The 15,762-nt window shown below is 56.1% G+C and carries 14 protein-coding genes; 6 read left to right on the top strand and 8 right to left on the bottom strand.

The features are described 5' to 3' along the window. Positions 1-547: 547 nt before the first annotated feature. Entirely contained in the window at positions 548-718 is a 171-nt protein-coding gene (locus tag HALO_RS23225) for a hypothetical protein (RefSeq protein WP_172821683.1), read from the top strand. 589 nt (positions 719-1,307) lie between these two features. On the opposite strand, the gene HALO_RS23165 is transcribed toward HALO_RS23225, so the two are convergent. From HALO_RS23165 to HALO_RS18655, 7 genes are all read right to left on the bottom strand, one after another. Further along, positions 1,308-1,637 carry a hypothetical protein gene (locus HALO_RS23165; protein WP_152561120.1) on the bottom strand — a complete coding sequence of 110 codons (330 nt, stop codon included), beginning with the start codon at positions 1,635-1,637 and terminating at the stop codon, positions 1,308-1,310. A 102-nt stretch (positions 1,638-1,739) separates the two neighbouring features. Then, a complete protein-coding gene (locus HALO_RS18680; RefSeq protein ID WP_050713841.1) occupies positions 1,740-2,891 on the bottom strand; it encodes an alpha/beta hydrolase in 1,152 nt (383 codons plus the stop codon). 131 nt (positions 2,892-3,022) lie between these two features. After that, positions 3,023-3,448: a Rid family hydrolase gene (locus tag HALO_RS18675; protein ID WP_035576937.1), complete on the bottom strand. Its 426-nt coding sequence runs from the start codon at positions 3,446-3,448 to the stop codon at positions 3,023-3,025. A gap of 262 nt (positions 3,449-3,710) precedes the next feature. Then, the gene (locus tag HALO_RS23375; protein ID WP_081899021.1) at positions 3,711-3,941 is read right to left on the bottom strand and encodes a response regulator transcription factor; all 231 of its coding nucleotides are present in this window, start codon (positions 3,939-3,941) and stop codon (positions 3,711-3,713) included. Beyond that, positions 3,938-5,398, bottom strand: coding sequence for an ATP-binding protein (locus HALO_RS18665; protein ID WP_050713840.1), 1,461 nt, complete (start codon positions 5,396-5,398; stop codon positions 3,938-3,940). Before HALO_RS18665 ends, HALO_RS23375 begins: the two co-directional genes overlap by 4 nt. Then, entirely contained in the window at positions 5,367-6,053 is a 687-nt protein-coding gene (locus HALO_RS18660) for a response regulator transcription factor (protein ID WP_009286853.1), read from the bottom strand. The genes HALO_RS18665 and HALO_RS18660 overlap by 32 nt, the downstream gene beginning before the upstream one ends. Beyond that, complete coding sequence (locus tag HALO_RS18655; protein ID WP_050713839.1) at positions 6,053-6,868, bottom strand: MipA/OmpV family protein; 816 nt, start codon at positions 6,866-6,868, stop codon at positions 6,053-6,055. Before HALO_RS18655 ends, HALO_RS18660 begins: the two co-directional genes overlap by 1 nt. 212 nt (positions 6,869-7,080) lie before the next feature. Here HALO_RS18655 and HALO_RS18650 point away from each other — a divergent pair, with 212 nt between their 5' ends. From HALO_RS18650 to HALO_RS18630, 5 genes are all read left to right on the top strand, one after another. Then, positions 7,081-8,202: an efflux RND transporter periplasmic adaptor subunit gene (locus HALO_RS18650; RefSeq protein ID WP_231896753.1), complete on the top strand. Its 1,122-nt coding sequence runs from the start codon at positions 7,081-7,083 to the stop codon at positions 8,200-8,202. Continuing rightward, on the top strand, positions 8,199-11,258 hold the full coding sequence (locus tag HALO_RS18645; protein WP_050713838.1) for an efflux RND transporter permease subunit: 3,060 nt from the start codon (positions 8,199-8,201) through the stop codon (positions 11,256-11,258). The genes HALO_RS18650 and HALO_RS18645 overlap by 4 nt, the downstream gene beginning before the upstream one ends. Positions 11,259-11,266: 8 nt before the next feature. Beyond that, positions 11,267-12,409 (top strand): amidohydrolase family protein, encoded by a 1,143-nt coding sequence (locus HALO_RS18640; RefSeq protein ID WP_035576950.1) that lies wholly within the window; start codon positions 11,267-11,269, stop codon positions 12,407-12,409. Between the two features lie 148 nt (positions 12,410-12,557). Further along, positions 12,558-12,833, top strand: coding sequence for a hypothetical protein (locus tag HALO_RS18635; RefSeq protein WP_035576952.1), 276 nt, complete (start codon positions 12,558-12,560; stop codon positions 12,831-12,833). 267 nt (positions 12,834-13,100) lie between these two features. Next, complete coding sequence (locus HALO_RS18630; protein WP_050713836.1) at positions 13,101-14,942, top strand: DUF3413 domain-containing protein; 1,842 nt, start codon at positions 13,101-13,103, stop codon at positions 14,940-14,942. Between the two features lie 324 nt (positions 14,943-15,266). On the opposite strand, the gene HALO_RS18625 is transcribed toward HALO_RS18630, so the two are convergent. Further along, positions 15,267-15,740 carry an SRPBCC family protein gene (locus HALO_RS18625; protein ID WP_050713835.1) on the bottom strand — a complete coding sequence of 158 codons (474 nt, stop codon included), beginning with the start codon at positions 15,738-15,740 and terminating at the stop codon, positions 15,267-15,269. Between the last annotated feature and the right edge of the window lie 22 nt (positions 15,741-15,762).

Genomic DNA, 15,762 nt, shown 5'->3' with positions numbered 1-15,762 from the left:
AGATATCAGAACAGGACAATTGTGGGTAGTGTTTTTTAGACACCCACTTCGCTGGTGGGGAGGATTAAAAAGGCTTTCCGTCTTAAATGATGACATGGGGGCTTTTGACTAAAAGCTACCGGATTGTCCCCAGCCTCGGTGTTTTTTGATACTGCAGCGGACTCGTTGCAGTGGTAGTCCTGAATATGCCTATTGAGGGGCGAAATGCTTATATCCACGATTTCGGTGAAGGTTTTGGTTAGCAGTTGCCTTTATTCATTACGAGCTGTCTGACGAGAGCGTCATGCTGGCATCTCTTTTCTCAATGTTAAAAGATTATCGGGAGTATACCGAAAGACTGGATCAGGCAAGAAAGGAAGAGTATTTGGCATTCTGATCCATTCATTTTGAATCTATCATTCATGTGCTGATGAAGCGACTAGCAAACCAAGCCTTCTTCTCTAAAAGAGCTGATTAACTCACAGGTATGAAGTTAGAGGGGAAGCGATCCATAAGGTTGGTTTTAGCTCAGTAGGTTGATCGATTAGTTAAACGTAAGGAGTAAATCATGAAGTTTTTAAACGCGGCCTTAATTATTGCATTAATGCTTTCTTCAGGCGTAGTGCTTGCTGAAAGAGGCTCGGATGAAGATAACAGAATTGTTTATTCTGGATCGACATCTGCAGATAATGGCACACAGGACGTTCCGGCCTCCCAGGTACTTTCTGACAATCCTTAAACGAACCTAATAGGGCGGTTGTAGGTAGTGTGTTATGAAGTGACTTAAAGTCATTGAAGCTACTCGGTGGCATGTAGGTTTAAATTAATCACATGTCACTGGGTTTATTGAGAGATGGCTAGTTGTTTAAAGATAAGAAGTAGGTTATGAGGATTTTAAATGCAGCCTAAATTCTTACATTAGCATTTACACAGGTGTAGCATCCGTTGAGAGAGGTTCCGGTGAAGATAAAGAGATTGCTTATCTCGAGTCAATGTCTTCGCAGCAAGCTCTTGATTCATAGAGACAATTGGTTCGTCATCCATGGGATACGTGACGCGATGGCGTATGCTTCTTGTGGTGGATAGGTTAGAAAATTACAGTGATCCTGTTTCCGTTATATTTCTCTCCCTCGGCTAAGAATCCGAAAGCACCTCATGGGCGCTTCGCCACGGCAGTATCGTGGCAAGCCCTTCAATTCTGAGCATGGTTTAGTGAGTGCGAGAACTGCTTGGTAGGTTTTCCGGAAGTTGCTCTTAGATTTTGCGCCTCAGTTTTTGTAAATATTCAGTCAATTATCCGGCCTTAAGCACGACAATTAAGCAATCAGTCAGGATAAAAGATATATAAAGATTAGTGTACCTGCGCCTGCCATTCCTATTGTGTTTGTGGATTCCACTATCTCATCCTCAATATAACTTAGTAGCCAAGCTGTAGTGCTTTTTGATTTTATTTTTGAAAAGATTAAGGCCGTAGTGCTAGCTTCAACGCTGAAGACGGCAATGACGCTTTCAATTGATCCAGCATTAAGAAGCATCAAGGGCAAAGCTAAAAAAGCAGTTAACGTTATTGTTATGCGTAACGCAAAGCACTGTGAATGGCTTAGTGTTCCAGGGGATTCCGGGAACCAAACATTTGAGAATGACGTTTTCTCTTTCATGCATAGCACAAAAAAACGCTTGGGTAGTGAAAGTATAGATATAACCATTTTATTGCACCTATTCTCCATGAGCCCCGAAAAACTCAGGCGGGGGGATGTCGATCAGTCTCCTGTTACCTCGCGAATATCATCAAGGAGGTCGTCAAAGTAGGGATTCCAGGTCAGGCGGGCGTGGTATTTTTCCGCGTCGCTCTGACCCCATGCGCCGAACCAGAGGGTGTTGGGGTCATTGGGTGGCGCGAGGCCGTCCTGGCCGTTTTCCAGCATGAGGTAGCTGCCCGCTTGACCGTAATAGGTATTCTCGGGTGCAAACAGCACATTCATGTGGGAAAAGTTGCTGATTCGCCGGTCGGGAAGGTGGCTGGTCAGGGCGGTGACGCGGGGATCGTCACGGTGCTGTGGTGGATCGCCGTACCAGACGAAGCGCGATTGTAGATTGGGAAAGCGGTTTTGAAAGGCAGTGAGCGTCGCGTTGGGGTCAAGGACGCTATCATGTTGACTCATCGTCATCAGGACAGGTTTATTAAAGTGTGCGGTTTTGAGATTTTTTTGCACGGTACTGACCGAGTGGTAATAGAGCGAGGCCCCACGCGCAGGAAATGATTGGTAAGTGACAATATTGTCCTCATCATCGATATCGAGCCAGTCCCATAAATAGGAAATGGTCGGGGCGAGAAATAGATAGTGGGTATCGGGGTAAAATCCAGGAGAAAACAGCAGTAGGCCATCGACATTGTCGTCTGTGAACGCATGGGAGGTGACCAGGTTACCGCCGGTTGAGAAACCGCCAAGCCAAAGTTCATCGMCCTCGGCTGCTAGCAGTTTGGCGTGATGGGCAATGATTTTTTCCCAATCATCATTATCAGGCAGCATCAGATCGGCGGGGCGTGTGCCGTGGCCAGGCAGAAGAATGGAGCGAACCAGCCAGCCGTCATTCGCCATGGCGGTGGCAATATCGATGAAATACCACGGGCTTGCACCCAGTCCATGAACTAACAGGATACCGCGTTTCGCCGGTTTATCAGGGCGGAGTTCGAACGGCGTATTGAGCTGTATTTCAAGGTCGCGATCTTCACTGATGAAAGCGCGGTTATCCGCAATCCATGCACGTGTATCGTGCACATATTGATCGAAACTCTCCTGATCATAGCGAGGCAGGCTGCCTGAGGATTGAAAGCGTGGAGAATCCGGTGGCACGGCGCAGGAGGTCAGCAAGAAAAGTGTGAAAAGTAGAACGCTAAGCCGGCGAATCATGGAAGCCTCTCTGTAGTTGCTTGCCTCTGACAGAGAGTCACCAATGTGCTCCCCCTTATCCTTGAATGACCGGGCAGGCAGGCTGTGCGGTGTATAACGAGTTGCATTATTATTTCAAGTATTGCAATCATTTAGCTGTTTAAGGCAAACCCCGGCAGCACTGCCTCGGCCTCAATAGCGATTAACCATTCCGGTTCGGCAAGGCCGTACACAATTAACCAGGTGGCGGCCGGCGGCGCGATAGGGAATCGATGCTTCAACGCCTCCATCACCACCTGCTGTTCATACCGCACGGATTCGGCTAAGTAGATTCGTAGCATTACCACCCGCGTGAGATCGCCCCCAAGACTTGTTAGTAACCGTTCGATATTGTCGAGTGCTGCCTGGGTCTGCTCGGGCAACTCTGGGCCCGCTAAATGGCCCTCGGTGTCGACGCCCACCTGGCTAGACATCAGCACCCGGGTGCCACCCTGAACTAATACGGCTTGGCTATGGCCTTCGGTCAAAGTATTGGGCAGGTTGGGCGGGTTTAATGGTTTGCGTCTTAAAATTTGCATGACCACCTCCTTAGTACGTTCATAGGGTCGCTTGTAAGGATGACCATTCAATCGCGCCTGATACTCTGTTGGATGAGCAATGGCCGCTGGTTGTCAGCATGTCTTCAATACATGCAGTCAACGTCGTCGCTAATTTGTATTCTGGTTAGGAGTTTCTATGTTCGACGAGCCTATGGTTCCACTATCGGCCTACTTTTCTTTCTCGTTTCTTACTGGCATTGCGTTTTCACCAAACCGCATTGCAATTCGTAAGACCAACCATTTAAAGCAGGCCTGCCGTGAGCGCCTTGAGTGTGGCTGCAGCACGTGTGGCACAGTTTAGTTTTCGGAAAATGCTCTCAACATGGGTACCGACGGTGCTGGGGCTGATACCCAGAGCGCGGGCGGCTTCTTTATTACTCGCACCATTGATAACCAGCCTGGAGACGTTGTCCTGGTTGGCAACTCCTGGGGTGGCATGGCGATCACCGAGGCGGGGAACCACCCATGTCACTGCCTTTTCAAATGACCTTGGGGTGGGCGTTCATCTTGACGGTGGTACACTCGTTCGCTGGTAATATTTTCGCGGGAATCGCTTTCACTGGACTCGTTTTCTCTGCATAAGGTCATGATCAACCCGGGATGGGCGTTGTGGGCCGAAAGCTCCCAACCGTGTGCCATGGCAATCTCTTGGCAGATGGCCAGCCCCAAGCCTGCTCCATGGTCGCGTCGATGCGCCCCACGCCAGAAGCGTGAGAACAGCAGGGCCAATTGCTCTGATTCGACGCCTGGGCCACGGTCACGCACAGTTATTATATTTTCCTGGATCTCCATGCTGACTAGGGTCTGCTCGGGGGCGTGCTGGATAGCGTTCTCCAGCAAGTTCTTGAGCAGAGTGAAGCATGCCCCGCGATCAGCCTCCCATGTCACCTTATCGTCGGCGGCGAGTACCGTTAAATGCACGTCGGCGGMCTCCGCCATGCGTTGCAAGTAGATGGAAGCTTCGTGGGCGATGTCGTGCATTCGAACAACGCTAAACTGGTAGTTGTGCGCCTCGCTCGCTTCGGCCAGAAGTAGCAGTTGTTGCACCTGGCGGGTCATGTACTCGACATCGCTCAATAGCGCCTTGCGGTCATTTCGCCCTTCCTCGAGCAACTCAACCTGCCCGCGGATCAGCGCCAGGGGCGTTTTTAACTCGTGGGCCGCGTGGCCGAGAAACTCCTGTTGCAGGCGATAACCCCGCTCAAGGCGTTCCAGAGCGTGATTGAAGCTATGTACCAGCGGGGCAATTTCCACAGGCACGGCGTCCGTATCGAGCCGGGCGTCTATAGAGCGCGGCGAGATAGCCGCCGCCGATTTGGAAACATCGCGCAGCGGCTTGAGGGTTAAGCGCAAGGTAATGTAGGCGCATAGACCGAAGGCAACGAACATGACAAAGCCAAACACCAGTACGCCCGCTGCCACCAGTGGAAAGGCGACGAGATAGAGGACATCAACGAATCTTGAACTAGCGACGAACTGCAGATACCACGTTCTTTCACCATGCTCAAAGGGCTCCGTGGCACCGTAGAAAGTTCTGTCGTCATACTCAAAGGAAAAGGTGCCCCGCGCCAAACGTAGAACCTCGCCGTCGGCTGGCCAGAAAGCTTCTCCGGCACTCGAGGCCACCGCCACGTTCCCGGCATCATCCAGAATACGGTACGCCGTTTCGGGTTGTGGGCCTTCGTATAGCCAAGCGCGGTCGTCCATGCTGGCGTCGAAACCAACGGGCCGGCCACGAGTGTCGAACTCGACATTGTCCACCAGCCCATCGGCCGCGTCGGCCATATCCATACGAGGCAGTAGATCGCTCTGAAGCACCACCGCTGCGGCAATTACCAGCAGTGTGATACTCAGCACCATACCTGCCAAATAGGCCAGCAGCACCTTCAGCCTCAGGCTATTGAGCGTCATCCGCTTGACGAAGCGCATATCCCATCCCTCTCACGTTGGCGATCCGCTGGCGCGAACCGATGGCAAGCAGCTTGCGGCGTAAACGGTGCAGGGCGACATCCAAGGCGTTCGGTGTCACCGCCTCGCTTAGCCCCCAGGCCGCTGCTTCCAGCGCGCTGCGGCGAACTACCTCATCGTGCTTATATAACAGCAACTGCATGATGTGCAGCTCCGCCGGGGCGAGGGTAATGCTCTTGTCGCCGCTAAACAGAACGCCGCTTTCCGTATGCAGCCTCAGGTCGCCGTGAATGGGGTCGATTGAATGGAATTCCGCAGGGCGGCGTAGCAAGGCACGGACACGTGCCACCATCTCATCCATGGCAAACGGCTTGGGGAGGTAGTCGTCGGCACCGGCTTCGAGGCCTTCTAGCCTGTCATGCAGCGCATCGCGAGCCGTTAACACCAGGCAGGGCACGCTAAGGCCCGCGTTGCGCAACTTCTTGAGCAATAGCAGCCCATCGCCATCCGGCAAGCCACGATCGAGTACCAGTGCCTGGTAGGGCATCTGCTGAACGGCAGCCCAAGCCGAATCGATGCGGTCGACCACATCAACGCCGATACCGGCGTCCACCAGCCCTTTGCACATCAAGTGGGCTAGCCGGTCATGATCCTCGATCAGCAGTATGCGGCTCATCAGAATGTATAAAGATAGCCAACTAACACGGCGTTTTGGGTCGAACGATCCACCAGCGGGCTATCTTTGATTTCGTTCGCCAATCTCGTGACCTCAACACCTACCAGCACAGAGTGATGCTGGTCAAACTGGTACACGCCGCGCACCCCCGCCTCGATATTGGTAGCCGACTCTCCCTTATAGGCGGGGCGATCGAAGCGAACCTCACTATCGCGAACACCGAAGTAGTAATCGACGTTCTTGTCGTCCTGCCAGGACGCCCCTAAGTATGGGGTTAGCATTATATGTTCGCCGAAATCCCACGTTCTCTCCAGGCCAAGATCGAAGCGCTGCCCGYCGCTGTTGCCGGAGACGTCGGTGAGCCATTCGGCGCTGACCTCGAACAGCTCGCTTTCCCACTCTACTTTTGCCCCCGCCCAGAAGCCGCCCTCGCGCTCACTCATGCCGTTGAGAATCGGAGCATCGCCTTGCTCGTAGCCGCTCTCATCGTACTGGGCGACGATACCGAAATTGAGCTGTTGTGAGTCGCTGATGACAAGACTCGGCAGTTTAAATTCGATTTCCGGTCCGAAGACACTAATGTACCGGTTTTCGATCAGGAGCAAGGGAAATGGGGTGGTTTCCCTGTCGATGCCGGCATAGGGATCCTGGTCGCTCATTGCACCTACGCCCAATCCCCAAGTGGTTTCGTCTGAATGTTCTTCGTCGGCGAACGCCAACGGAGAGGCAATAACAAGACCACCGAGAAATGCGGCTGTCACCAATCTCATAGTGGTGAGGCGGCCGTTCAGTAATAGCGATTGATGAGGACTCATAGTTGTACTCCTAGCAGGGTTTGAAAGTGAGAGTGGTATGAAAGTGCCATCATCAGGAGCGCTATCTTACGCGTTTCTTACTGGTGCCGATTTATTTAAAACGTTACGTCAGTAAGAAATGAGAAAGGAAGACAGGCCGATAGTGGTTCAACTGAAATTCTTGGATTTTCTTTTTCATCAATGAATTGAACCCTTTGCAGCAGGCCTGGATTATGCCATTTCCAAAACGAAAATGTTGTTTCGGCATTACGATTGCCGTGATCGCTAGCGCCGCCGCCCTGGCATTTATGCAGGCGGTGTCGTCGGAAAGCGATGCCGTCGCCGAACCGACAGCGCAGCCCTCACTATCAGTCAACGTGACGACATTAGAACCTCAGACGCTTCCGACGACGATTGCGGCCAATGGTGATATCGCTGCGTGGCAGGAAATCATTATCGGTACCGAAATCGGTGGCCTGCGGCTGGTAGACGTCAAGGTAGACGTGGGTGATGAGGTCACGGAAGGGCAGGTGCTGGCCGTTTATAACGACACGACGGTGCGCGCAGAGCTGGCTAGGAGCCGCGCCGCCGTGGCGGAAGCCGAGGCAACGCTTGCGGAAGCGAATGCCAATGCCCAGCGTGCCCGAAGTTTGAAAACCACCGGCTCGCTTTCAGAGCAGCAAATTCAGCAATACGAAACCGCCGAACTTACCGCCCGTGCGCGGCTAGGCGTTGCGCAAGCGCAGCATGAAGCCCAAGCGCTACGCTTGGCTCAGACGCAGGTGGTCGCCCCGGACGACGGTTTGATTACCTCCCGCACGGCCACTGTTGGTGCTATCACCGGCACTGATCAGGAGCTGTTCCGGTTGACGCGCCATGGTCGCCTGGAGTGGCGGGCAGAGGTCGCCGCGTCTGATCTGAATGAGCTGCGACCGGGCCAGACTGCCAGGGTCACCGTGCCCGGTGGATATGAGCTCGAAGGGCGCTTGCGCACCATTGCGCCGCTAGTGGACACCGCTACACGCAATGGTCTGGTTTATGTCGACCTACCGTTAAGCGACATCGCTCGGTCGGGAATGTTTGCCCGGGGTGAATTTGAGCTGGGCACCCGCCAAGTGATGACGCTACCCCGCGCCGCGGTGCAGCTTCGCGATGGCTTTGGCTACGTCCATCGCGTCAGCGATGAAGGTCAGATAACGGAGCAGAAAGTTTCCCTGGGCCAGCACACGGAGGATCGAATCGAAATTCGCGCCGGGCTTGAACCCGATGCCCGAGTGGTCGCCTCGGGCGGTGCTTTTCTTGGCAACGGTGATCAGGTGCGGGTGGTTGAGACCGACGCCGAGGAGGGGGTATGACGCTCAATACCTCATCCTGGGCGATTCGCAATCCTATTCCGGTTGTTCTGCTCTTCATCCTATTGACCTTCTGGGGACTCATCTCCTTCCGAGGCTTGTTTATTCAGGACTTGCCGGATGTACAGCTGCCCCTCGTGGAGGTCTCCGCCTCATTGCCGGGGGCGGCTCCCGCCTTAATGGAGAACGAGGTTGCCCGTAAGATCGAGGACTCCATCGCTACCGTCTCCGGCGTCAAAAACATCTCTACAACGCTGACGGATGGCAATGCCGACATTGCTATTGAATTCAGGCTGGAAAAGTCCTTGCAAGAGGCTCTTGAGGATGTGCGCGACGCTGTTGCTCGCATCCGCTCGGATCTACCCGCCGACCTGCGTGATCCAGTGATTCGCAAGGGTGAGTTTTTCAGTGAGCCGATTGTACGTTACGCGGTGACCTCCTCTGATCTAGACGATGAGGCACTCTCCTGGTTCGTCGATGACAAAATGACCAAGGCCGTCTTGTCGGTGCCAGGCGTTGGCTCGGTTCGGCGTATCGGCGGGGTCGATCGCGAAGTCCGCGTGGCATTGGATCCGGACCGCCTGCTGGCGATGAACACGACAGCGTTGGATATCTCACGCCAGCTGCGCCAGGCGCAATTGGAGGCGCCCGGTGGGCGCGTGGATGTCGGCGGAGCCGAACAGGCCGTGCGCATCATCGCCAACGCTGAATCCGCAGCCGAGCTGGCGAGGATGGAGCTGGCACTCAGCGACGGTCGCCGTATTCGCCTTGATGAGGTGGCGACGGTCACCGATACCGTGGCCGAGCGGCGCTCGATGGCATTGCTTGATGGCGCGCCCGTCGTCGGCGTCGAGATGACCCGTGCCGAGGAGTACGGTGAGGTGGATGTGGCCGAGGGGGTGCAGGCTGCTGTTGCCGACTTGCAGGCGCAATATCCCCATGTCGAGGTCGAAGAAGCCTTCAATTTTGTTGGGCCGGTGCTGGAGAACTACCAGGGTTCCATGCACATGCTATTCGAGGGGATGGCGCTGGCGGTGCTGGTGGTGTTCTGCTTTCTACGCAATTGGCGAGCCACACTGATAGCGGCGGTCACGCTTCCCCTCTCGATCATCCCCACCTTCGCTTTCATGCACCTGATGGGCTTCTCGCTCAATGTGGTGACGTTGCTGGCGCTCTCGCTGGTGATCGGGGTGCTGGTGGACGATGCCATTGTCGAGATTGAGAATATCGAACGGCACCTGCTAATGGGCAAGCCCCCGCGCCGGGCCGCCATGGACGCGGCGGCGGAAATTGGCCTGGCCGTTGTCGCCACCACCTTTACATTGATTGCCGTTTTTCTACCCACGGCCTTTATGAGCGGCACCGTCGGGCAATTCTTCGTTCAGTTCGGTTGGACGGCCTCGGTAGCGGTGCTGTTTTCGCTGCTGGTGGCGCGCCTTCTCACGCCCATGCTGGCTGCGTATCTGCTGCGCAAACCCCAACATCCCTCGCGCGATCCAACGTGGATTAACTACTACTTGATCGTTGCTAACGGGTGCCTGCGCCACCGTAAGACGACGCTCCTCGCGGCGGCGGCCTGCTTTGCAGGAGGTATCTGGCTGGCCTCGACCCTGCCGGGGACCTTCATACCCCCCGATGATAATTCCCAGACGCAGGCGACGCTCACCTTGCCGCCCGGCAGCACCTTGTCTGAAGCGGAGGCGCTTGCCGAGCAGGCACGCTCACGACTGGTGACGCAACGGCATGTAGTCAGCGTTTTTGCGGCCATCGGTGAGAACTCCGGCAGCAGTGACTCTGATGTGACCTCTGTGGAACTGACCGTCGGTTTGGCGGATCGCGCAACCCGCGCGGGCGTTACGCAGCAAGACATAGAGCAGCAGTTACGTATTGCMCTCGCCACGCTTCCCGGCGTGCGAACTCGCGTAGGTGATGAGGGGGATGGCTATGAGTTGGTGCTTGCCGGTGAGGATAGCCGGGTGCTTGAACTGCATGCCCGTCAAGTCGAGCGGGAGATGCGCGCCATTCCCGGCATCGGCGCGGTGAGTTCGACGGCCAGCCTGGTCAGGCCTGAACTCATTGTACGCCCTGATTTTGCCCGCGCCGCCGACCTTGGGGTCTCGGCTCAGGCCATCGCCGACACGCTGAGCATCGCGACCGTAGGCGACAACGCTGAGGACCTTCCTAAGTTGAACTTCAGCTCGCGTCAGGTGCCGGTGATGGTCCGACTGGCGGATGCCGCGCGGGAGGATATGGCGACCCTTAAACGGCTACCAGTGCCTGGTGCGAACGGACCAGTGCCGCTGGAGAGCGTGGCTACCTTTGAGTGGGGCAGCGGACCTTCGGAAATCACCCGGCATGATCGTCTGCGCAACGTCAATTTCGAGGTGAGCCTGCAAGGGCAGCCTTTGGGAGAAATCGAAGAGGCCGTGCAGGCACTGCCCAGTTTACGTCAGTTGCCGCGCGGCGTGTTTCAGACACCAGAAGGCGATGCAGAGGAAATGGCGGAGCTTGCCTCAAGCTTCGGGATTGCCATGCTGACCGGCGTGCTGTGTATCTATATGGTGCTGGTGCTGCTGCTCAAGGATTTCACGCAGCCGGTCACCATTCTGGTGGCGCTGGTGCTCTCCATCCCCGGGGCTTTCCTGGCGTTGTTCCTCACGCAGACGCCCGTGYCGCTGCCTGCCATGATCGGATTGATCATGCTGATGGGCATCGCCACCAAGAACTCAATCCTGCTGGTGGACTACATCATCATCGCCCGTCGGGTGCATGGGTTGGAACGCGTGGACGCCATTCTCGATGCCTGCAAAAAACGTGTCCGGCCCATCGTGATGACCACCATTGCCATGGGGGCGGGCATGATGCCGATCGCCCTAGGGTGGGCTGGCGATCCCAGCTTCCGGGCCCCCATGGCCTTCGTGGTCATTGGTGGGCTGCTCACTTCAACGCTTCTGAGCTTGCTGGTTATCCCGGTGGTGTACAGCTACGTGGATGACATCGGCAATATCCCGGGGCGGTTCAAGCTGCCCCCAAACCACGCAACGCAAACATCGGAGTAGAAATTGTCATGAAACAGATCGAAAAAAACCTAGAGAGCCTGACAATGGGACGCCGCAGTTTTCTAACTGGCGCGGCGGCACTTGGTGTTGGTGCTGGGTTGTCCGCGCCTGGCATTATCTCCAGTGCTGCCGCGACAGAGAAATCGGTCATCGCATTGCGAGACCAGGATCTGCCATTTATCGCCACGGAAGAGACCTATACCACCGAGGAACTGATCGCGCTGAACGCGATTAACGATCAACACGTAGAGTACCTCAGGGAAACGGGTCTTGCCGAACTCGGCCCTGGCCGCATCGGTGCAATGGATAAGGCGGGGATCAATGTTCAAATCCTCTCCGCGCATACGCCGGGCGTGCAGAATGTCCCTGGTCAGGAGGGCATCGATTTTGCCTATCGTCTCAACAAGATGATTGCCGGTGGCCCGATGGCCACCCATCCGGGGCGGTACCAGGCCTATGCAACCTTGCCTCTGCAGAACCCGGAAGCATCAGCGGACGAACTGGAACGCGCCGTTCGGGAAGATGGCTTTCTGGGGGCCATGACCAATGGATTCATTGGCAACAAATTCCTCGACCACCCGGATTTCGAGCCCCTTCTGGCGCGCGCCGAGGCACTTGATGTGCCGATATACCTGCATCCCGGCTTCCCCCCGGAAGACGTGTTCAATATTTATTACAACACCATGCGGCCAGGGTATGACCAATTGTTCCAGAACTACATTTTCAGCGGATCAGGATATGGATGGCACCAGGAGGTGCTGACTCAATGTCTTCGACTGATCATCACTGGGGTGTTCGATAAATTTCCTAAACTGCAGATGATTATCGGCCATATGGGAGAGGGCCTTCCGTTCTACTACGAGCGTATCGTGGGAGATATGAGCGAGTCGACGGAAGACTCGCTGAACAAGCCTATCGGGCAATATTTCAGTGACAATTTCTGGTACACAACCAGCGCATTCTTCCAGGATGAACTGCTTCATCTTTTGCTGAGGTACATCAGTGTGGATCGGGTGATGTTTGGAACGGATTACCCGTTTGCAGACATGAAGCAAGGAACCGACTGGTTTCGGGCGGTGGATCTGCCCCGTGAAGCCAAGGAAAAAATTGCGTTCCGAAATGCAGAAAAGCTGTTTGGAATAAAGGTCTGACGCATCCGACCGGGATCGAATGATGCCGATTGGTGTCAGCGGGCCATAACCGGAGATCACTTTGGCTGTATCTCAAGAGTACAGCCAAAGGATGCCAAGCGATGCCTCTTGCCTCCCTCATAGTGGCCAATCACTCATCGGAGGTCTCATGTCCCCCAATCCAGATTCCACGGTCGTCAATCGGCGGTCCAGGAGGGCGCTGCCATCCAACGCTGATGACGCAACGACCATGCTCGTCGGCGCAGTCAAGCGATACGGCTCTGGCGAGTCCGCCATCGTCGCGCTCGACGACGTCACCATCGCGTTCCCGGCAAGCGTCGTTGGTGAGCCGGGCATTCACCCGCTCGCGCCTGCGCTGGCCAACGCGCTGTTCGCCTCCACACAGCAGCGGATCCGTAGTCTGCCGTTCTCCGATCATGTCTAGGCCAATACAGACCTGTCGAGGCCCATCATTGAGCAGCGACGGCAAGGCATAGAGGCATCAGGAATGACATCGGTGGATGGAAGCATGTGGTGTCCTCGTCGCATGGGACGAGGCTGCCCGGTAATGCGTCATTCAGAAGTCTTAGCGGGGGATCGGAACGATCAAGAAGTATTGCGTAAGTTTTCAGTAAGCCAGCGGCTGCGACAGTCAACGCTCTATTCCACCCAACGTCGACTGAAGAGCCTCGGGTCTCTGGAGACTTCGCGCATGATCTATCGACTCCTGCACCGGTGGCGCTGGCTTGGCGCCTGGACCCTGGCCAACCTGCTGCTTGCCTGGATGATCTCGCTGCGCTATGTCGGCTATATCCAGCCCGAGGGGGCCGAGCAGTGGAGCTACCTGCTGATGGTTTTCCTCGGTCATCTCTCGCTGCTGGTATGGCTGGGAGCTTTGCCGATGTTCGTGCTGGCCACGCTTTTGCGCGGCATCGGGCTATGGCTGTTGACCACCCTGTGGGCGAGTGGCCTGCAGTTGCTTCTGCTGCTTGATACCTTCGTCTACGCTCAGTATCGTTTCCACCTGAGCGGCTTCATCCTCGACCTACTGCTCAACGCCGGGGGAGACGTGTTCAGCTTCTCATGGGTCGCCTGGACACTGGCCGTCGGCGGCGTGCTGGGCATGTTGGCGGTTCAGGGTGCTCTCGGGCTGCTGTTCAAGCGACGTCCACCTGCACGTCCTGCGGTCGCTATGCTGGTAGTGAGCTTGTTGGCCCTGCTGGGGGTGCACGGTTGGCATGCCTGGGCGGATGCCCACTATGACCGTGACATCACCGGCATGACGCGTCATGTGCCGGTCTTCTATCCGGCCACTGCCAAGCGCTTCTTCGTCAAGCAGGGGTGGGTCGACCCCCAGGCGGTGCGCGATCGGGTGGATCTCGAGGCGACGGAGGGAAAGGCGCAGGATCTGGTCTACCCCTCTGCGCCGCTGAGCTGCTCGCCGTCGGTGCCTTCCGACAACCTGCTGCTGGTGTTGCTGGATGCCCTGCGTCACGACATGCTTACTCCTGAAGTGATGCCGAATCTTTACCGGTACGCCAATCAACCCGGTTGGTTCAGGGCGCGTGAGCATATCAGTGGTGGCAACTCCACCAAGGCAGGCGTCTTCAGCCTCTTCTATGGCCTGCCAGTCACCTACTGGGATGCATTTACTGCCAGCCAGACGCCCCCGGTGCTGATGGAGCGATTAGAGGCTGCCGATTACCGCTTTCAGGTTCTCTCTTCGGCGACGCTGGTGAGCCCTGCCTTTGACCGTAACGTTTTCGCCGGCCTCAAGGATGTCTCGCTGGAGGCAGCACAGGGTGAGCCTTGGGAGCGCGACCAGCAGATCACCGATGACTGGCTAGCCTGGATGGACAAAGAAGAGGCAAGGTCAGATGAGCGCCCGTTCTTTGGTTTCCTGTTCTATGATGCCGTGCACGGCTACAGCCATCCGCCAGACTTCCCACGGTTCACACCCTATTGGGAGCATATCAACCACATGAGCCTGGGGCCTGACTTTGATCCCGAACCTTACTGGAACCGCTATCGCACGGCAGCGCGCTATGTGGATCAGCAATTGGGACGTGTACTCGATGACCTGGAGCGCCGTGGGCGGCTTGAGGATACTGCGATAGTGATTACTGCCGACCACGGAGAGTCCTTCAACGAATATGGCAAGAACTACTGGGGACATGGCAGCAACTACACGCCGGAGCAGGTTCAGGTTCCGCTGGTGATGCATTTGCCGGGACGGTCCGGTGGGGTGCTGGAGCGGCGAACGCACCACGCCGATATCGCACCGACGCTGCTCGAGGAACTGCTCGACTGTGAATCGGCTCCTCAACATTACMCCCTGGGGCAAAGCTTGTTGGACGTCGACCCCCATCGCGACTGGATGCTTTCAGGCAGCTATATGGGTTATGGAATCCTGATGCCCGACTATCAGGTGGCCGTGCATCCCACAGGGGCCTTCGAGGTCTATGACTACCGCATGAACGAACTCGACGATACCGAGCTTGAGGCCCGGGTGTCGAACCAGGTACTCAGGGCGCTGTCGAGGTTCTATCGCTAAGACACCAAGGATGGTGCATTGCCGGCTTCAGCATACGGAGTGAATCAACCATGGCTTCAATCCCTATAACCATCTGTTGAGCAGGCCAATGGGTAACCCGACAAGCTGCAGGTCTTCGACCCCGAACCCCGGTGCGGCGTTGAAGGTTCGGKGGTTTCAATGACCAGATACAACAAGTGTAGTGGCATAGTGAATTGGCTGCGCCGTTGTGTGAAGCAAGGCACATACACAATGGGCACCTAATTTAGCCCTGGAGTTGGTCTTGCCTTCAGCTCTATCGTTGCTCGCTACGCAACGATAGAGCTGCATTAGCGTACGGCCGTTTCAGAGCTTGCCGTCCGCAATCAATTCGCGGGTGCGTTTGAGCGTCGATAGCAAGGCGGCCTTGTAGCCCTTGTCGCTGTCGAACTGGGCCTGTTCGGCCTGCTCCTCAGTGCTGCCCGGCTCTTTACCGCGCAGGCCGAGGTAGCAGTAAAAGCGAAGCTGGAGCGCCCCCGCCTCGTCCTCGAACAGTTCGTTGATGATCGCGCCTTCGCGGGGGCCCGTGGCCTGGAAGAAAGKGACCTTGCTTTCCGGCTCCAGGGTGATGATCTCACGCAGATTGGTGCCGGCGATGGTGGCTTCGCGCACGAAGTGCGTCGCACTTTCCTCCACGACGTCGCAGCGGGTGCATAGGCCTTCGGGCAAGAATAGGCGGGCGTCGCGGGCCTTGAGCACCAGGCCTTGCCAGGCCTGCGTGCGGGTCAGAGTGGTTTCCCCTGCCGGGTTCACCGGGACAGTAGCGGTCGAGTAGATCATGGTGAGTTTCCTTATGTTGATT

Source organism: Halomonas sp. R57-5 (assembly GCF_900070345.1).
GTDB classification, from domain to species: domain Bacteria; phylum Pseudomonadota; class Gammaproteobacteria; order Pseudomonadales; family Halomonadaceae; genus Vreelandella; species Vreelandella ventosae_B.
Note: the sequence above shows the minus strand (reverse complement) of the source record. Positions and strands in the feature narration are given on the sequence as shown.